This window comes from Paenibacillus pasadenensis, from assembly GCF_002864175.1.
Taxonomy (GTDB): domain Bacteria; phylum Bacillota; class Bacilli; order Paenibacillales; family Paenibacillaceae; genus Paenibacillus_O; species Paenibacillus_O pasadenensis.
The window spans coordinates 811,418-829,849 of sequence record NZ_NFEZ01000004.1 but is presented as its reverse complement, the minus strand read 5'-3'; the positions used below and the strand labels follow the sequence as shown (position 1 = coordinate 829,849).

The window sequence follows — 18,432 nt, the reverse complement described above, 5'->3', positions numbered from 1 at the left end:
CGGAGGCGGCGGGCGGCGCGGGCGGCAGCTGCAGAGCGGAAGCGCCGGCAGGGCTTGAACGGCGGAGAACGCTCGCGGATGCGGAAGAAGCGAAGCCGCGAGGCGTGATCGAGGCTGCGGAAGAAGCGAAGCCGCAGGGCGTGATCGAGGCGCTGGAATCAGCGGGAGGACGGATCATCGAAAAGGCTCCTTTCGAAGTCGAGTGGGATGTCAGCGGCACCGTGCGATCCGTCCGCGCCCGAACGCGAGCGGAGCGGCGAATCGGCATCCGCTCGGCGCCGAGCCGCTTCCGATGCGGACGGCGGCTGGCGGCGGCAGCGGCCGGCGCGCGGGACGAAGGGCTGCGCCAGCAGCGCGGCCGCGCTCAGGCCGAGCATCGGCAGCGTCAGCGTGAGCGCGCTGAACGGCTCGGCCAGCTGCTCCGGGCGGGATATCAGCGCGCCGGCGGCAAGCGCGGCGAGCAGCACGCCCTGCCAGCGCAGCAGCCGGGCGGAGCGGCCGAGCAGCAGCGCCGCTCCAAGCGCCGCTTCGCCGAGCCCAAGCGCGGCCAGCGACATCCGGGCCGCCTCCGGCGAAAAGCCGAGGCCATGCAGCAGACGCAGCTCCTCCGACGACGGCAGCAGCAGCTTGGGCACGAGGCCTTCGTACAGCCACAGCCCGGAGAGCAGCGCCAGCGATACGGCGTACACGAGCGCGAGGCGCAGCGTCAGCTCGGGCGCCCAGCCTTTTTCGAGCCAGAGGCGGAGCCGGTCGAAGCTCCAGGCGGTCGCCCAGCCCATGAGCGGGCGGAAGACGAAGCGGTCCAGCAGCCGGCCGGACGCGCCGAAGCGGGTCGAGTACGTGTAGCGCGTCAGGAAGCGCAGCTCGCCGGGCCGCTCGCCCGGCTCGTACCGCCAGAAGCCGGCGCCGCTGCGGATGAGCGACAGCCTTTGCGGTGATTGGAACTGCAGCGCGGATACCCGCACGCCATCCGAACCGGTGCGCTCGCGCGTCGCGCCGCTGCCCCGGATCGCCAGCCCGAAGCCGATGCGCGTCGTGTACAGGAAGCGCTGCGCTTCGCCTTCCTCGCGCGGGAGATAGCGGATCGAGCTGAAGCGCAGGTCCCAGCGCTCATGCCGCTCCGGCTGCTGCGTATGCCGCCAGAGCTCCTCCATCGTGCAGCGCATGGCCAGCTCGACGTATACGGGCTTGCCAACGGGTCTGCGAGCATCGGCGGACGGCTCCGGCCGACCGGACTGCTTGCGAGACTCCGCCGACGGTTCCACCTGCTCCGGCTGGCGGCGGGCTTCAGCTGGCGACTCCGGCCGACCGGACTGCCTGCGAGCCTCCGCCGACGGTTCCACCTGCTCCGGCTGGCGGCGGGCTTCCGCCGCAGCCTCTATCTTCCGCTCACGCATCTTTTCCGCCTCCCGTCTCCGATGCCGCCGCAGCATCCTCTCTCGCCAGCCGCTCCTGCCCGAGCCGAAACGTCCGCGCCTGCTCCATGCCTTGCAGCAGCCGGCCGCTCAGCTCGCGTCCTTGCTCCACGGAGCAAGCTACTCCGTGCACGCCGATCGGCGCGCCGACTCTAGTCAGCCGGCCGAGCCGATGCCGCACGGCGGCGATGCCGGCGTAAGCGGCGTCGCGCAGCGGCCGCGGCACGAGGCGAAGGGCGCTCAGCAGCGGCCACCCCCCGTCCAGCAGCCGGAACAGCTCGAGCGAGGCGGACGAGCGCGCGTAGGCGCGCCCGTCCTTCAGCAGCACGAAGCTGTCCGTCCGCGCTCCGTCGAGCCCGTGGCCGCGCAGCAGATACTGCCCCTCCTCCGACTGGAGAGCGGCGAAGCGAAGTCCGCCCGCGCGCTCTCTTTTGGCCGCGAAACGAGCCAGCCCGCCGCATAGCGCGCACTCCCCGTCCACCAGCGCCACCGCCTCGATCGGCCTCATGCGGCTCCCTCCCTTCGCGGGACGGCTATCCGTGGCCGTCCCTGATCTGCCTTCATCGTACCGCTGCCGCTGCCTTCGCGGCAGGCCCCAGTTTCATAGGCCCTCTGCCGCTGCGCCTCCACTCCGCGTCCCGGCGGATGCGGCTCCCGCTTCAAGGCTGCGGCATGACGGACTCCGGGACAGCCCGCCAGAGACCCTCCACGCCAAAAAAACCGCTGCCGCTTCCTTCTTCCACACGAACTCCGACTCGCTTCTGGCTTCTGCAGAGAGCGTTTGGCGGGACACGGACTCCTTTCCTTTACTGTCCATGCCCGCTCCCCCCTCCGTGCCGTCTACATGCCCGTATGCTCGATTTTTCCGAGTCGTTCCGCCAGTTCGCCTGCATGCCGAGCTGATCGCGCAATTTGTCCGCTACCTTATCCACTCTTCATTCGTGGGTCGTATTGGAATTCCGGCCTCATGAACGTTCCTCATCGCTGGCGCAGGCCATGGTCCCCCAAATCATGCAAACGAGGGGAGCGGAGCGAGCCGATGCCTTTCGTAGAAGCGACAGAGAGGTCCTCTTGGAAGTCGGATGGCCTTCGCCTGGGACGTCGGAAAATCCGGGCATCCGGCTTCCAGTGGAACCGGAGAAAGGCTCGGCTTGCGCAGCGGGCTAACCTTTCGGATCATTGAACATGGTGCTGAGGACGCTGCGCTGCCGACGAACCGCGCTCCTTAAAGGCAAAAATGACGTTAGCACGCGCTCATGCCGACAAACCGCGCTCCCTAAAGGCAAAAATGACGTTAGGATGCGCTGATGCCGACGAACCTCGCTCCCTAAAGGCAAAAATGACGTTAGCACGCGCGGTTCTCGTCAAAAATACCCGCTTCAAGGCTGCGGCATGACGGACTCCGGGAGAGCCCGCCAGAGTCCCTCCACGCCAAAAAAAGCTTGCCAGGCGCAAGCCTTTCGATTCATGCGCTCCTCGCGCCTCTGATCCTCCGCCGAAACGAATCTCCTACCGCTGCTTGCCGCCGTCCGGCTCGCGGTCGTCGCCCCGGCGCAGCCGGCGCACGGCCTCGCGGCTCGAGCTCGCGCCGAGCTTCTTGAGGATACGGTTCACCTGGTTCTTGAGCGTGCTCTCGCTCTTGAACAGCTTCCGCCCGATCTCGGCCTGCGTGCGGCCATCCTCGATCAGCTCGAACACCTCGCGCTCGGCCGGCGTCAGCGGCTGCAGCCGTTCCTCCCGCTTCAGGCGGCGAAATTCCTTGAGCAGCGCCTGCATCGGCGCCGGACGGCGCACCGCGTCGCGGATCGCGGCCGGCAGGTCCGCGTAGCGGCTTTTTTCCACATAGCTCGCCGCCCCCGCTCCGAACGAGCGCGTCATCATCGCTTCGTCCCCGACCGAGGTCAGCATGACGATCGGCACCTCGCGCAGCTCCAGCAGGTCGGCCGCGACCGCGATGCCGTCCCGCATGCCGTCACCGAGCTGGATGTCCATCAGCACCGCGTCGAAGTCGAGCGAGCGGGCCGCATCAAGCGCCTGCTCCGGCCCCGCCGCCCAGCCCGCCACTACCAGGTCAGGCTCCGCCTCCAGGTACAGCGTCATGGAGCGCACCCACTCCGGGTCGTCCTCGACGATCAGCAGCCGGATCGACGCCGCATCATGCCGCTTCCCGTCCGGCTCCCGCACGGCGCGGCCGTACTCGCCCCGGCACTCGCCCCGGTCCGCTCCTCCGTTCCCGGATTCCCGCTCCCGCGCTTCCTCCGCCGCTTCTCCGCCTGTGCTCGGGGGCCTCGCCTCCGAATCTCTCATCGCCGCTCCTCCTCTCCGCCCTGCCTGCCGAGCTGCGGCAGCCGCAGCTCCGCCCTCGTGCCGCCGCCCTCCCGGCGCTCCAGCCGCACGCTGCCGCCCGCCATCCGCATCGCCTGATGCGCGTAGGACAGCCCGATGCCGTAGTTCATGCGCCCGCTCTTCGTGCTGTAGAACGGCTCGAACGCCTGCGCCAGCCGCTCCGCCGCGATGCCCTCCCCCGTATCGTCCACCCGGATGAGCAGGCGCCGGCGCTGCCGCTGCGCGCTCACGACCGCCTCGCCGCCAGCCGGCGTCGCTTCGATCGCATTCGCGAGCAGATTAACGAGCGATTCCTCCAGGTGAAAAGGATCCGCCAACGCCACCTCCGGCACGCCCCCAGACCGGACGCTCACTTGAACGCCCCGGGACGCGGCGAGCGGAGCGCTCCGCTCCGCCGCGCGCGCCAGCAGCTCGGGCAGCCGCACCGGCTCCGCCTGCCAGCGGATCGCTTTCAGCTGCGTCTGCAGCCGCTCCACCGTCTCCAGCATGCGGCCGGCGGAGCGCTGGATCTGCTGCAGCTGCTCGGCTCCGCGGGCCGCCGGCTTCGATGGCGGAGGCGCCGACGCCGGGGGAGGCTCCGCTGCAGGAGCAGCCGGCTCCTTGGCGGCATCCCCGCGCTCCAGCTCCCGCCGCAGCAGCTCGGAGGCGAGGCTGATCTTGCCCAGCTCGTTTTTGAGCGAGTGGTTGAGCATCGACGCTCCGAGGCCGGCGGCGCGCATCGCGCTCTCCAGCGGATCTCGCTCCAGCCGCAGCCGGATGCCGAGCACGCCGTACAGGAACAGCCCCGCCGCCGCGGCGCCCATCGAGAAGACGATGAACAGCGATACATACCGGAAAAAATCGAAGTCCGGCGAGATCGCCCGCCCGACATTGATCAGCCCGAGCACCGCGAGCAGCGTCGGCACCATGATGACGGCCATGATCGCCCGCGAGCGCCGCTTCAGCGGATGCGCCTCGCGGCGCACGGCCAGGATCATCGCGGCGCATGCGGCAAGATAGTACGGAGCGGTCCAGACGAGCAGCAGCCCGTAATGGGGACCGCCTCCCCGCAGCAGCGCCTCGCCCAGCGACACTAGCGGCGGCAGCAGCAGGATCAGGGCGACGAGCAGGCTGGCGCCGCCATTCGCGACGCGCCATCCGCTTCCGCCGCTCGCCCCGTCCCTCGCGCCGCGCCACCCGCTTCCGCCGCTCGTCCCGCCCTTCGCACCGCTCCATCCACTTGCGCTGCTCGTCCCGCCCGTCCCGGCGAGCAGGCCGCTCCAGACGAGCGCGAACACGAGCACCGCCCACGGCGTCAGGCAGGCGTTGAGCAGCTCCAGCGCTCTTGCTCCTGCGGGCTGGCCCGCCCGCTCCAGCCAGGAAGCGGCGCCGCCCAGCGAGGCCAGCGCCAGAAACGCCGCCGCCCAGCGGCTCTCCGCCTCGCGCGGCCGCGCCAGCAGCGCCGCCGCTCCGGCGGCCAGCAAGGCGAAGAAATAGATGAGCATCGCGGCGCCTCCTCTCCCCGGCGAAATCTGTCCCGGCTCGCAGCCTTCTTCCCGCTGCGGAATGCCATAGATTTACTTTACCGAGCCGGCGGCGGATAGACAAGCGAGCATCATCGTTTGTACGATAAATCGCACAAAACGATCCCGACGTTCGCCAGACATTTAAAATCTGGATGATCCATCATACAGATCAAGCAAAAACAGACCGCCAGCACCTCGAAGGTGGGCGGTCTGCTTATGCTGCCGGCTTTATGGGATCAAAGCGAACGCTGTCCTCGACGCGCCAGCATCCCCGCCCGGCTCAGCTCCGCTCCAGCGGATGCGCCATGACGCTCATGAGCGCGAGCTCCGGCTGCGTCGAGTCGAGCCGGCTGTACTGCACGACGACCGGCACCGAGCTCGCCACGGTGACGGCGTAGGGCACGCCCGCGGGAATGCGCTCGCCGCCGCTGGCGAGGCCGGCGGTGCGGATATGGCGGGTGCGGCGGCCCGGCACCGTCTCGACGATGCCTGCGAGCGGCTCGCGGTCCTCGAAGTAGACGGTTAGCTCCAGCTCGGCCGGCTCGTCGCCGGCATTGAGCACGCAGATGCTCTCGTGGCTCTCCAGCGACCCGCTGCTGAGGGGCGGGATGTAGCCGTCCGGGATGATCCAGCTGCGGCTGCCTAAAGCTTGGGACATGATGGCTCCTCCTGTCGGTTGTCGGTTGTCGGATGTCAGCGTCGGCGACGACGCGCCTGCCGCTTTCTTTTCGACGCGGGCTGGAACGGATCCTCCACGGTCCACGGTCCACGGTCGGCCGGCAGCGGACTGCACGCCCGCGTCAAATGGAGCCCGGGTCCTCCGCGCTCTCGCGCAGGTACATGGCCAGCGGCTGCAGCCGGAGCCGGCGGATCTCCGCCGCCACGAGGCCGGCGAGGCGGACGGCGCCGCGCTCCTGGAAATGCGTGTTGTCGCGCGTGCCGGATGGGTGGTTCAGCGACTCGCCGGGCAGCAGCCACATGAAGTCGTCCTTGGTGCCTTCGGGACCGGCCGCCTCGAACAGCTCCCGGCTGAGCTCCGCCAGGTCGATCAGCGGCACGCCTTCCTCGGCGGCCAGCTCGCGCATCGCGGCCGGATAGTCGCCATGCGTATCCCGCAGCCGTCCCTCGGCATCGAAATCGCGCCGCTGCATCGACGTGACGAGAACCGCATGCGCCTGCCGCTCGCGAGCGCCGCTCACATAACGGCGCAGCGTGTCCTTGTAGCTGCCGAACGGCTCGGTGAACCGCTCGGCGTCGTTCTTCTGGTCGTTGTGCCCGAACTGCACGAACAGCCAGTCCCCCGGCTTCAGCCGCTCCAGAATCGCCTCCAGCCGCCCCTCGCGAATGAAGCTGAGCGAGCTGCGCCCTGAGACGGCGTGGTTGTCGACCGCGACGTCATGCTTGAACCGCGCCGGCAGCGCCTGTCCCCAGCCGAAATACGGATAGCCGGACGCCGGCTGGTCGCAGACGGTGGAATCTCCGGCGAGAAAAAGCCCGACCGCCTGCGGAGCCGGCGTCACGGTCAGCTCGCACAGCCGCGGCGCCTTGCCGGACAGCCGCAGCCGCAGCCGGCCGCCCCGCACGGCCGCAGCGAACAGCTCCTCGGCGTAGACGCCCGCCGGACGCTCCAGCAGCGGCAGCACGAGGCTGCCCTCGCCGAGCCTCACGCTCGTCGACGTCGCATGCCGCTCGTCGCCGCAGCGCACTCGGACGTGATAGATGCCGTCCGGCACTGCCACGGCGAATACGGATTGCACCGGAATCAGGATGCCCTCGCCGCCGGGCCGCAGCCGCTCGTGCACAGTCGAGCCCGGCTCGAAGCCCCAGCCGCGCTCGTCGCTGTAGGCGTCGTCCGCCCGCACCTGCGCCGCGCCCGGCGGCGGCTCGCCCGGCCCGAAGGCGAAGCGCAGCTCCGTCGCGCCCCGGCCCGTTGCCGGCGTCTCGGCGGCGCTTGCTTCGGGCGCTTCGCCCGATTGCCGCCTGGCGCCCTCGACAGGCGCAGCTCCGTCCTGGCGCGCCCCGGCTTCTCCATCCGGCAGCTCCGCGTTCATCCTCGCCGCTTCCTCTTCCATGCCGCTCATCCCTTCAGCCCGCTCGTCGCCATGCCCTGCACGATATGCTTCTGGAACGCGAAGAACAGGGCGATGACCGGCACGAGGCTGACGATCGACATGGCGAACATCGCGCCCCAGTTGGACGTCGACTCGCTGTCGAGGAACATCTTGAGCGCCATCGAGACGGTGTACTTGTCCGGAGAGTTGAGGTAGAGCACCGGACCGAGCAGGTCCTCCCACCGCCAGTAGAAGGAGAAGATCGCCGCCGTCGCCAGCGAGGAGCGCAGCAGCGGCAGGATAATCCGGGCGTACAGCCGCAGCTTGCCGCAGCCGTCGATCGTCGCCGCCTCGTCAAGCTCGCGCGGAATCGTGCGGATGAACTGCACCATCAGGAAGATGAAGAACGGGATGCCGAAAAACTGCGGCACGACGATCGGCGCGATCGAGTTGAGCCAGCCGAGCTTGGTGAAGATGACGTACTGCGGCACGAGCACGACGTCATGCGGCAGCATGAGCGTCACCATCATGAGCGCGAACCACAGGTTGCGCCCGCGGAAGCTCAGCCGCGCGAAGCCGAAGGCGATGAGCGAGCTCGACAGCACCGCTCCGATCGTCGACAGCACGACGATGACGAGCGAGTTCCAGATGTACGTCATGAACGGGTAGCCCGCGGTTCCCTTCCAGCCGTCGGCGTAGTTGCTCCACACCCACTTGTCCGGCAGCAGCGACTCGGCCGTGACGAAGATGAGCCGGCTCTCCTTGAAGCTGCTCATGAGCATCCACAGCACCGGATAGAGCATGAGCACGGCCAGCGCGATGGCGAACAGATGATAGACGGGCCATTTGATCGTTTTCCAGGCCATCGGTCAGCGCCCCCCTTCCGACTCGTAGAACACCCAGTACTTGGAGACGAAAAACAGCACGGCGGTCATGATGCCGACGATGATCAGCATGACCCACGCCATCGCCGAGGCGTAGCCCATGTTGTTGAACATGAACGCCTGGCGGAACAGGTACAGCGAGTAGAGCATCGTGCCGTCCATCGGGCCGCCCTCGCCCTTGGAGATGATGTAGGCGGGCACGAACGTCATGAAGGCGCTGATCGTCTGCATGATCAGGTTGAACAGGATGATCGGGCTGAGCAGCGGCAGCGTGATCCGGAAGAAGCGCCGGGCCGGGCCCGCGCCGTCGACGCCTGCGGCTTCGTACATTTCCGGCGAGATGTTCTTGAGGCCCGCCAGGAAGATGAGCATGGACGAGCCGAATTGCCAGACGGAGAGCGTGACGAGCATGCCGAGCGCCGCGTTCGGATCGCCGAACCAGCTGACCGGGCCGAGCCCGATCGCGATCAGCGCGCTGTTGACGATGCCTTCGCTGCCGAAGATGTTGCGCCACATGATCGATACGGCCACGCTGCCGCCGATGATCGACGGGAGGTAGAACAGCGTGCGGTACGTCCCGATCAGGCGCGAGCCGTTGTTGAGCAGCATCGCGATGAACAGCGCGAACATGAGCCGCAGCGGCACGCCGACGAAGACGTACAGGAACGTCACGCGCAGGGAGTTCATGTACTTGGGATCGCCAGTGAACATCTTGACGAAGTTGTCGAGCCCGATCCAGCGCGGAGCGCTGAACAGGTTGTAGCTCGTGAAGCTGAGGTAGAGCGAGATGAACATCGGGATCAGCGTGAAGGCCAGGAAGCCGATGACGAACGGGCTGATGAAGGCATAGCCGGTCAGATCGTTGCGGAGCGCGGTGTTTCGCTTGAGCATGGTCTCTCTCCTTTCTCATCCGGCGGCGGAAGCCCGGCGGGCCGGCAGCGGGCGCGGGGCGCGCAGGCGCCCAGCGTCCCCGCAGAGGAGAAAAGCCGCCCGGACGGCGGCTTCTCCCCTCAAGCCCTTGCTCCCCCGTCCCGCAGCGCGCCGCTCCGGTTCGGGGAAAGCCCCGCTGCTCGCAGCGCCGCGGCCGGACGATTCTCTATTTGTTGGCTGCGAGCACTTCGCTGGCCGTCTTGCGGAACGAGGCCGCGGCCTGCTCCGGCGTGATGCGGCCGAAGTTCAGCTCCTCGATGAGGTCGGCAAGCGCGGCGATCACTTCCGGCGATCCGGTCGGCGGCGGCGGGCTCATCGGCGAGGCTTTCGGCTCCATCTCGGAGACGAAATCGAACACCTGCTTGACCGGCTCGTCGAGCTCGCCGGCGATCGCTTCCTTGATCGCGGAGCTGATCGGCACGCCGCGCTCGCCCTTGATGATCTTGTTCGCCTCGACGTCGTTCACCCAGAAGTCGATGAATTTCGCCGCCTCCTCCTTGGCCTTGGAGTTGTTCGTGATCGCCCAGTACATGCTCGGCTGCATGTAGATGCCCTTCTCCATGTCCGGCCCCATCATCGGAGCCAGGGCGAGCGGGCGGGCGGCGGCCTTCTGCAGGCCGACGAACTGGTTGGACCACTGGAAGACGCCGATGCCGGTGCCCTTCACGAGGTCGGACTCCTCGAGGACGCCCTTGATCTGGTTCAGGTAATCCGGCGAGCGCAGCGCTTTTTCCTTGACGAGATCCGCCTGGATGCGGAAGAAGTCCGTGAACAGCTTGTCGTCGTCGTAGCCGAGCGCGTTGCCCTCCTCGTTGTAGAGCGTCTCGCCCTTCGTGCGCAGGTAGTAGTTGAAGAAGATGTCCGGCGCGAAGCCGGAGTCGAAGTACAGCCCCTTGGAGCCGGTCTGCCGGGCCATCTCCTCGTACTTCTCCCACGTCCAGTCGGCCGGGATGCTGTCGATGCCGCCCTTTTTCAGCAGCTCCGGATCGTAGTGGAAGCCGAGCACGTTGACGCCGATCGGGATGCCGTACTGCTTGCCGCCCAGCAAGCCCGTGCCGAGCACGCTCTCGCTGACGTCGCCGACCTGGATCTGGTTGTTCAGGTACGGCTCGAGCTCGGCGAGCTGGCCGTTCTTGGCGTATTGGCTGATGTAGGAAATGTCCATCTGCACGATGTCCGGCAGCTGCTTCGCCGCCGCTTGCGGAGCGAGCTTTTTCCAGTAGTCGTCGAAGGACGCGTACTCCACGTCGATCTTGACGTTCGGATGCTTGCTCGTATACAGGTCGATGACCTGCTGGGTATAGGCGTGGCGGGAATCCGAGCCCCACCAGGCGATGCGCAGCGATACGGGATCGTCTGCGGAGCCGCCGGCCGGCGCGTCGTTGCCGGAGCTGCAGGCGGATAGGGCTGTAGAGGCGAGCGTAACGGCGGCCAGCAGGCCGAGCATTCTTCTTTTCATCGCATGATCTCCCCTTGGTTGGCAAGTCGGAAGCCGAAGGCGCTGCCGGCTCGGTCGCTTGCCCGCCGGCTGTCAGCGCTTTCTTTCTTCCCTTGGCTCTATTGTCTCAAGTCCGGCTTGCTCCCGGAATCCAAAAAGCAGAGCCATCCCGTCAAAAATCAGAGGGGCATTTTTTGAACTCGCTCGGCGTCCGTCCCGTCCATTTTTTGAACACCTGGCTGAAATAAGGCGCGTTGTCGCCGAAGCCGAACCGCTCCGCCAGCTCGGCGACGCGCGCGTCTCCGCCGCTGCGGATATGCCGGCACGCCTCGCGGATGCGATGCCGGTTCAGGTAGGCGGAGAAGCTCTCCCCGGTCGCCTTCTTGAACATCTTGCCGACATAGTCGGCGTTCATGAACAGCTGGCCGGCCGCGACCGCCCCGAGCGTCAGGCCGGAATCGGCGTAGTCCTGCTCGATGATCGCGATCAGCCGCTCGACGGCCGACGACTGGCGGCTCAGCGTCAGGCGGTGGTAATGGTCGGCGAGCCGCATCGCGCTGTCCGTGACGAACTCGCCGAGCCCGGCGAGCGTGTCGATGCCGGACAGCTCCGCCGCCCGCAGCGTGAACGCCTCGGCCTCCGCCTCGGGGCAGACGCGGATCATCGCCGCATACAGCTGCAGCACGCAGGAGCGGGCCGCCGGCAGCGCCGCCCGCCGCTCCGCCAGCTCGCCGAGAAAGCGCTCGATCTCCAGGCGCGCCTCGTCCGCCAGGCCGGAGCGCAGCAGCAGGCAGAGCCGCTCCTCGTCCGGCTCCGGCAGCGCCTCGGCGCCTTGCGCCGCCGGCAGGTCGCTGCGGACGATGAGGCTGTCGTCGCCGACGTAGAACCGGTGCGCGAGGCACTCCCGCGCCTCGCGATACAGCCGGCGCGCCTCGACCATCCGGCCCGCGCTGCTGAGCGCGGCCGTCGCCTCCAGCTTGTAGAAGCGCCGGAACGTTTCCTGCACGCGGCCGATGCGCGCCTCCAGCTCCGGCGCGAGCCGCTGCGGCGAGCCGGCTTTGGCCTCCTTAACCCGCATCGTCCCGACCGCCTCGACCGCCCCGTCCGTCCCGCGCGCAGCCTCGTCGTCCGGCTCGCCGCCGTCGTCCAGCACGACCAGCAGCGTGCCGTCGATCGTCGTGCTGAGCAGGATGCCCGGGATGAGCTCCGCCGCGATGTTGGACAGCGCGAACAGCTGCGCGTAATCCGGCTCGCCCGCCGGGCTGAGCAGCATGAGCCGCACGGGCCGGCCGTCCAGCTCCATGCCGAACAGGCTCTGGTACAGCGCCAGATCGCGGCTGCCGTAGGTGCGGTTCGTGATGAACTCCTTGAGGAACTGCTCCTTCACATGCGGCAGCATGCGGCGGTAGCGCTGCTCCATCTCCGAGAGGAAGCCGTCCCGCTCGTCCTCCTCCTCCAGCTCCCGCGCCAGCTCCGTCAGCGCCTCGCCGATCTGCTGCTCGCTGCATGGCTTGAGCAGGTAGTGGCGGACGCCGTGCTGCATCGCGCGGCGGGCATAGTCGAAGTCCTTGTACCCGGTCAGCATCGCGAAACGGATGCGCGGATGCCGCTCCGCCGTCCGCTCCACGAGGCCGAGCCCGTCGAGGCCCGGCATCCGGATGTCGGTCAGCACAAGGTCGGGACGCTCCCGCTCGATCGCCTCCAGCGCCTCGAGCCCGTTGCGCGCCGTTCCGGCGAGCCGCAGGCCGAGCCCGCTCCAGTCCAGCACTTTGGCGATGCCCTCCACGATCAGCCTTTCGTCATCGACCAGCAGCACGCTTCGCATGGCTTGTCTCCTCCCTTTCCTCCGTATAAGGCATGTCCAGCCTGACCGTCGTTCCCTTGCCCTCGGCGCTTTCGATCTCGAGGCTCGCGTCGCCTCCATACGTCAGCCGCAGCCGTTCGGCGATGTTCGCCAGGCCGATGCCTTGACCGCGCGTGCGCACCTCGCCCCGGCGCAGCCGCTCCACGAACTCCGGCGGCATGCCCGGCCCCGTATCGGATACGGCCAGCCGCAGCCGGCCTCCGGACGTGGACGCGCTCACCGTGATGACGCATGGCTCGATCATCGGCTCCAGCGCGTAGTGGACGGCGTTCTCCACGAGCGGCTGCAGCGTCAGCTTGGGCAGCAGCGCCGGCAGCGCCTCCTCCTCCGCCTCCAGCCGGAAGTCCAGCCGCTCCTCGTAGCGGATCGCCTGGATCGTGACGTAGCTGCGCACGAGCTCCAGCTCCTGCTCCAGCGGGAGCAGGTCCTCGGTGCCGCTGATCGAGCTGCGCATCAGATGGCCGAGCGCCTCGACCATCTCGGAGATGCTTCTCTGCCCGTTCATCTTGGCCTGCCAGTTGATCGACTCGAGCGTGTTGTACAGGAAATGCGGATTGATCTGCGCCTGCAGCGCCTTCAGCTCCGCCTCGCGGATCGTCAGCTGCTTGGCGTAGTTCTCGTCGATCAGCTCGCGGATGCGCTGCAGCATCATCGTGAACGTCCGATGCAGGATGCCCGCCTCGTGATGGGACAGCTCCGGCACCGCGCCGAGCGACTGCTCCTCGAGCCGGTCGAGCTGGCCCTTCTCGATCTGCCGCATCTTGCGCAGCAGCAGCAGCATCGGCCGGTTGATGCTGCTTGAAAGCATCGCGCCGAGCAGCAGCGCGGCGAGGAAGATGGCGACGAAGCTGGCCAGCACGATCCGCTTGACCGCGGTCAGCTGGCGGAACATCTCGTCGAATGGCGTGACGTACAAATACGTCCAGCCCATGTTCTTGGACGCCATGAGCGCCGTGAAATACTCGCCTCCGGCATAGGACTCCACGCCGTACGGCTTGCCCTGCGCGGCGGTGCGGGCCGCCTCCGCGGCCGTCAGCGGCATGTCGTCCGCGAGCGGATAGATGATGTCCTTGCCGTCCGTCAGGATGAGGCGCGCCTGGCCCGGGCCCGTATCCATCTGATCCTCGATGATGCGGTCGATGCGCGTCCGGATGATCAGCGTGCCCAGGTTGTCGAACGTCAGGTTCTGCGTCGTGAACGAGCGGATCTTGCGCACCGAGAGCAGCGCCGCCCGCTTGTCCGCGGTCACCTTCCACGCATGCGCCCCGTCCGTCCGCTCGGCGAGCGCGACCAGATCGAGCTGCATGCCGGCGGTGATGCCTTCGCGGTTGCCCGCGGAGATCGGGATGCCGCGCGTGTCGATGAGCAGGATCGAATAGACATCCTTCTCCGATCCGGCATAGCTGATCAGCTGGTCGGCGACCCGCTTGCGCAGCACGTTCTGCTCGTACGACGTCGGCGAGCCGCTCAGCTTGCCGAGCGCCTGCTGGATGACCGGGTCGGCCAGCACGCGGAAGCTGAGTCCCTCCACCTCCCGCAGCCGGTTCTCGATGGCGATCGACGACGTGCCGAGCACCTGCGACGATTTCTCGTAGATCTGGCGGTCGTAGATTCGGAACACATAGCCGAGCACGAGCTGGTAGAACACGAAGCAGCCGATCATCAGCACCGACAGCAGCAGCAGCATCTTGTGATGGATCGACAGATTGTTGTAAGCGCTTCTAATTCGGTTCAGGCGCGGCATGCCGGACCTCCTTCGGATGCGGATGGCGGTCTCGGCCCTAGGCCGAGTTTTTATTAGAAAGTATAGCACGCAAGCCGCCGCCGAGGGCGCGCAGCCGGCATGTTTCCGGATTTTTGCCGGCTTTCGCCGGAAAAGTGAAGCCTCTGCCGAACGCGAAAAGCCCTGCCGCCGGATCGGATCCGGGGAGCAGGGCCTGGGGCGCGGCCGTTCGGGCGCGGACTCGCGCGGCGCGCCGTCAGATGCCGCGGTTTTTGAACAAGGTGGCGATGGAGCCGCCGTAGATGTTGGAGCGGATCGCCTCGGTGAACAGGCCCGCCGTCGGGATGACGGTGAGCTTGTCCGACGGGCTGGCCTGCTGCAGGATCGAGTCGGTGACGACGATCTCGCGGATATGCGGATGGTTGAGCTTCTCCAGCGCGTCGCCGGAGAACAGGCCGTGCGTAGCGGCGATGACGACGTCGCGGCCGCCTTTCTCCACGAGCTTCTCGACGACGTTGAACAGCGTGCGGCCGGTGTCGATGATGTCCTCGATGATGACCGGCGTCTTGTCCTTGACGTCGCCGATGACATGCATCTTCTCCTCGCCGGTATGCGGATCGTGGTTCGTCACGACCATCGCGAACGGCGCATGCAGATAGTTGGCCAGCTTCTCGGCGGTGGAGGCCCGGCCGGCGTCCGGCGAGACGATGACCGGGTTCTCGATGTTCTTGGCGCGGATGTGCTCGGTCAGCTCGTCCAGCGCGGTCAGATGGTCGACCGGGAAGGTGAAGAAGCCCTGGATCGCCGCCGTGTGGAGGTCCAGCGTGATGATCCGCGACGCTCCGGCCGTATGCAGCAGGTCGGCGACCAGCTTGGCCGAGATCGCCTCGCGCGGATGGCGCTTGCGCTCCTGGCGGGCGTAGCCGTAGTACGGCATGATGATGTTGATCGTCTTGGCCGAGGCGCGCTTGGCCGCGTCGATCATGATCAGCAGCTCCATGAAGTTCTCGTTGACCGGATCGGACAGCGACTGCACGATGAAGATATGGCAGGTCCGGATCGGCTCGCCGTAGGAGACGTACAGCTCGCCGTTGTCGAACTGGCTCAGCGTCACCTCGCCGAGCGGCAGCCCGAGCTGCTCGCTGATGCTTTTGGCCAGCGGAACATTGGAGGATCCGCTGAAAATTTTCACTTTATCCGTCATTAGGTATTCTTTCCCTCCCGCGCATTGGATGAGCCTTTGCCCTCATTATAGCCCATCTTCGGGCAAAACTGCAGTCCGCTCGCGGGAAAACGTCCTACGGCTACTTATTTGTTCTCTGAAAAATCGCTATACTGGACGAAACAGACGCTGCTTCCCGCATCAAAGAAAGGAAGGTCGGCTTCATGAACCCAATCCCGGACGAGCCGGGACGCATCGTCCGAGGCTCGGACGACTACCGGCGCGCCGGCCGTTCGCTGTTCGTGGCCGGCGCGGCCACGTTCGGCATGCTGTACAGCGTGCAGCCGCTGCTGCCCGAGTTCGCCCGCGAGTTCGGGCAGACGCCGGCCGGAGCCAGCCTCACGCTGTCGGTCAGCACGGTGCTGCTCGCCGCCGCGCTGCCGATCGCCGGACTGCTGTCCGACCGCATCGGCCGCAAGCGCGTCATGGAAGCATCGCTGCTGCTGGCGAGCCTGATCTGCCTCGCTGCGGCGCTGGCGCCGGGGTTCGCCTCGCTGCTGGCGCTGCGCGCGCTGCTGGGCATCCTGCTGGCCGGACTGCCGGCCGTAGCGATGACCTACCTCGCGGAGGAAATGGATCCCGCCAGCCTCGGCGCCGCGATGGGGCTGTACATCAGCGGCAACTCCATCGGCGGCCTTGCCGGCCGCGGCGCGGTCAGCACGATCAGCGACCTCGCCGGCTGGCGCTGGGGCGTCGGAGCGGTCGCGCTGTGCGGCCTGCTCGCCGCCTGGCAGCTCATGCGCCGACTGCCGGAGCCGCGCCGGAGCGCGGCGAATCGGACGACGCCGCAGGAGATGCTGGCGCATTCGCGCCGCCATCTGCGGCGGCCCGTCCTGCTCGCGCTGTTCGGCATCGGCGCGGTGCTGATGGGCGGCTTCGTCACGCTGTACAGCTATCTCGCCTTCCGGCTGCTGGCCCCGCCGTTCGAGCTGCCGCAAGCGTGGGTCGGCTGGATCTTCATCCTGTTCCTGACCGGCTCGGTCAGCTCCCCGCTCATGGGCAGGCTGCGCGACCGACGCGCCGCGCTCGGCCTGGCGCTCGGCCTGCTGGCCGCCGGACTGGCGCTGACGCTGCCGGAGCAGCTCGGCCTCACGCTGCTCGGCACGGCGCTGTTCACGGCGGGATTTTTCGGCGGACATGCCGTCGCCAGCGCCTGGGTCGGAGCGGCCGCGCCCGCAGGACGCGCGCAGGCGTCCTCGCTGTACCTGCTCTTCTACTATGCCGGCTCGAGCCTGGGCGGGACGGCCGGCGGCCTCGCCTGGAGCGCGGACGGCTGGCCGGGCGTCGTCCGCCTGATCGGCGGCATGCTGGCCGCCGGACTGCTGCTGTGGCTGGCCCTTTGCCTGCTGCCGTCGGCTCGCCTCTCGGCCCGGCCCTATGATCTCGACAAAGGAGAACGATGAACGCATGCGAATCGGACAAACAAGCGAAATCTGGCGCTATCCCGTCAAGTCGATGGGAGGCGAGCGGCTGCAAGGCGTCTCCGTCGAACGGTACGGCCTGGAAGGCGACCGCTTCTGCAGCCTGTACGACGAAGCCAAGGAAGGCTGGAGCAGCTACCATACCGCCCGCAAGTTCCCCGCTCTGCTGATGTACCGCGCCGCCTACGGGGAAAAAGGCGTGCGCGTCGATTCCCCGCTCGGCCCCTCCTACCGCTGGGAGTCCGCCCTCGGGGACGAGCTGGAGCAGGTGACGGGCACGCGCATGTCGATGAGCGCGGAAGGAGCTCCCGGCCGCGAAGGCAACGGCTTGATGGCGGTCGACGCCGCCAGCGTGCTGATCGTCACCGACGCTTCCCTGCGGCGGCTGAAGGCCGCTTGGGGCAAGGAGGCCGAAGCGCTTCGCTTTCGGCCGAACCTGCTGCTGCGGACGGACGATCCCGAGCTCGACGACGAGTCGCTGCTCGGCGCGCGGCTGCGCATCGGCGGCGCGCTGCTGCAGGTCGATTCGTTCTGCCAGCGCTGCTCGATGGTCAATTACGATCCGGACAGCCTGGAGCGCGATCCGTCGCTGCTGCGCGTCGTGAACGACCGCTTCGGGCTGAGCTTCGGGCTGTACGCCTCGATCCTCGAGCCGGGCCGGATCGCCGAGGGCGATGCCGCGCTGCTCGAGGGCTGAGCGCGGGGCGCGCGCGCTGAGCCCTAGGCGGGGCGCCTGCGGGCTGGCGCAATGGCGGGCGCCTGCGGGCCGGGCGGAGCTCGGTCTTGCGAGCGGCTAATCCAGTCAAAGCGCGGAGGACCGCTTGCGACGAATCAGAGCGTTAGCAGCCCTAAACAGGGCCGCTCCCAATTCTAACGACGCGTCACGCGCTTAGCCCTGCAAAAGGCCGGAAAAACATGCAGAATCATGCGAGCGGCCTATTGGAAGCGTCTGACGCGTCGTTACGTTTTTGGAAGCGCGAAAAAAAGGGCTCTAAGCGTCTGAGGCGTCGTTGGCAACGGATGGGAACGACTCAATTCCAGCGGAACCGTCGGAAACCACCTTTCGCAAAAGCCGCGAGCCGAACCAATCGGCAGCACGCGGCGGTCCGACCGGAGGCATGCTGCCGCAGGCTGGCCCTGGGTAAGGAAGTAGTCGTTCATGCTCCCCCGGCAGGCGCCCCGAACCTTTCGCAGCTTCTATCATATTCTGCTAGGGAAGCCAATCCGAAAGGAAGATTCCCTCCGATGAAACCTGTGCAAGCCAGCCAGACCTATCCCCGCCTCACCGTTTACTCCGAAGAGCGCTACGGCGGCGTCAGCCGCATCTACCGGGGCAACCTCGGCATCCGCGATACGGACCGTATCCTCGACGGCTTTGAGAGCCTTCGCTTCTTCTCCACCAGCCCGAACGCCACGCTCGTCGTCTTCTCGGAGACGCGCTTCCGCGGCAACTTCCGCGTCTACCGCGGCTCGGTCCGCAACCTGCCCGATCTGGACGATCTGATCGGCGGCGAGGATGTCGAGTCGCTGATCTCGACGAACCAATCGCTGACCGACGCGCAGATCCGCGAGATCCGCCGCACGGGCTCGCTGCCCGCCGGCTACCGTCTGCTCTAGCGGTTCTCCGCCAGCG

Annotated in this window: 15 protein-coding genes; 3 read left to right on the top strand and 12 right to left on the bottom strand. The window is 67.4% G+C overall.

The window, feature by feature from the left end; all coding sequences use genetic code 11:
- Positions 1-158: 158 nt before the first annotated feature.
- The 12 genes from B8V81_RS13265 to B8V81_RS13210 all read right to left on the bottom strand — a co-directional run bounded on the left by B8V81_RS13265 (position 159) and on the right by B8V81_RS13210 (position 15,360).
- Positions 159-1,397 (bottom strand): DoxX-like family protein, encoded by a 1,239-nt coding sequence (locus B8V81_RS13265; RefSeq protein WP_244912760.1) that lies wholly within the window; start codon positions 1,395-1,397, stop codon positions 159-161.
- The gene (locus tag B8V81_RS13260) at positions 1,390-1,923 is read right to left on the bottom strand and encodes a thiol-disulfide oxidoreductase DCC family protein (RefSeq protein ID WP_101808525.1); all 534 of its coding nucleotides are present in this window, start codon (positions 1,921-1,923) and stop codon (positions 1,390-1,392) included. Before B8V81_RS13260 ends, B8V81_RS13265 begins: the two co-directional genes overlap by 8 nt.
- 1,001 nt (positions 1,924-2,924) lie before the next feature.
- Positions 2,925-3,722, bottom strand: coding sequence for a response regulator transcription factor (locus B8V81_RS13255; RefSeq protein ID WP_101808524.1), 798 nt, complete (start codon positions 3,720-3,722; stop codon positions 2,925-2,927).
- Positions 3,719-5,245, bottom strand: coding sequence for a sensor histidine kinase (locus B8V81_RS13250; protein WP_052333496.1), 1,527 nt, complete (start codon positions 5,243-5,245; stop codon positions 3,719-3,721). Before B8V81_RS13250 ends, B8V81_RS13255 begins: the two co-directional genes overlap by 4 nt.
- Before the next feature lie 301 nt (positions 5,246-5,546).
- Positions 5,547-5,924 (bottom strand): sensory rhodopsin transducer, encoded by a 378-nt coding sequence (locus B8V81_RS13245; RefSeq protein ID WP_028600087.1) that lies wholly within the window; start codon positions 5,922-5,924, stop codon positions 5,547-5,549.
- Positions 5,925-6,066: 142 nt separating this feature from the next.
- A complete protein-coding gene (locus B8V81_RS13240; RefSeq protein WP_240479053.1) occupies positions 6,067-7,347 on the bottom strand; it encodes a rhamnogalacturonan acetylesterase in 1,281 nt (426 codons plus the stop codon).
- Complete coding sequence (locus B8V81_RS13235; RefSeq protein ID WP_028600085.1) at positions 7,344-8,183, bottom strand: carbohydrate ABC transporter permease; 840 nt, start codon at positions 8,181-8,183, stop codon at positions 7,344-7,346. The genes B8V81_RS13240 and B8V81_RS13235 overlap by 4 nt, the downstream gene beginning before the upstream one ends.
- 3 nt (positions 8,184-8,186) lie before the next feature.
- A complete protein-coding gene (locus B8V81_RS13230) occupies positions 8,187-9,092 on the bottom strand; it encodes a carbohydrate ABC transporter permease (RefSeq protein ID WP_028600084.1) in 906 nt (301 codons plus the stop codon).
- A gap of 205 nt (positions 9,093-9,297) precedes the next feature.
- Positions 9,298-10,590, bottom strand: coding sequence for an ABC transporter substrate-binding protein (locus tag B8V81_RS13225; RefSeq protein WP_028600083.1), 1,293 nt, complete (start codon positions 10,588-10,590; stop codon positions 9,298-9,300).
- A 151-nt stretch (positions 10,591-10,741) separates the two neighbouring features.
- Positions 10,742-12,394, bottom strand: a complete 1,653-nt coding sequence (locus B8V81_RS13220; protein ID WP_101808523.1) for a response regulator — start codon at positions 12,392-12,394, stop codon at positions 10,742-10,744.
- The gene (locus B8V81_RS13215; RefSeq protein WP_228551249.1) at positions 12,369-14,177 is read right to left on the bottom strand and encodes a sensor histidine kinase; all 1,809 of its coding nucleotides are present in this window, start codon (positions 14,175-14,177) and stop codon (positions 12,369-12,371) included. The genes B8V81_RS13220 and B8V81_RS13215 overlap by 26 nt, the downstream gene beginning before the upstream one ends.
- 235 nt (positions 14,178-14,412) lie before the next feature.
- The gene (locus B8V81_RS13210; RefSeq protein WP_028600080.1) at positions 14,413-15,360 is read right to left on the bottom strand and encodes a ribose-phosphate diphosphokinase; all 948 of its coding nucleotides are present in this window, start codon (positions 15,358-15,360) and stop codon (positions 14,413-14,415) included.
- Positions 15,361-15,542: 182 nt separating this feature from the next.
- Between B8V81_RS13210 and B8V81_RS13205 the strand changes: the two genes are divergently transcribed.
- From B8V81_RS13205 to B8V81_RS13195, 3 genes are all read left to right on the top strand, one after another.
- Positions 15,543-16,781, top strand: coding sequence for an MFS transporter (locus B8V81_RS13205; protein WP_101808522.1), 1,239 nt, complete (start codon positions 15,543-15,545; stop codon positions 16,779-16,781).
- Positions 16,782-16,785: 4 nt separating this feature from the next.
- Positions 16,786-17,496, top strand: a complete 711-nt coding sequence (locus tag B8V81_RS13200; RefSeq protein ID WP_180968446.1) for an MOSC domain-containing protein — start codon at positions 16,786-16,788, stop codon at positions 17,494-17,496.
- Positions 17,497-18,044: 548 nt separating this feature from the next.
- Positions 18,045-18,416, top strand: a complete 372-nt coding sequence (locus B8V81_RS13195; RefSeq protein WP_101808520.1) for a hypothetical protein — start codon at positions 18,045-18,047, stop codon at positions 18,414-18,416.
- Positions 18,417-18,432 lie beyond the last annotated feature (16 nt).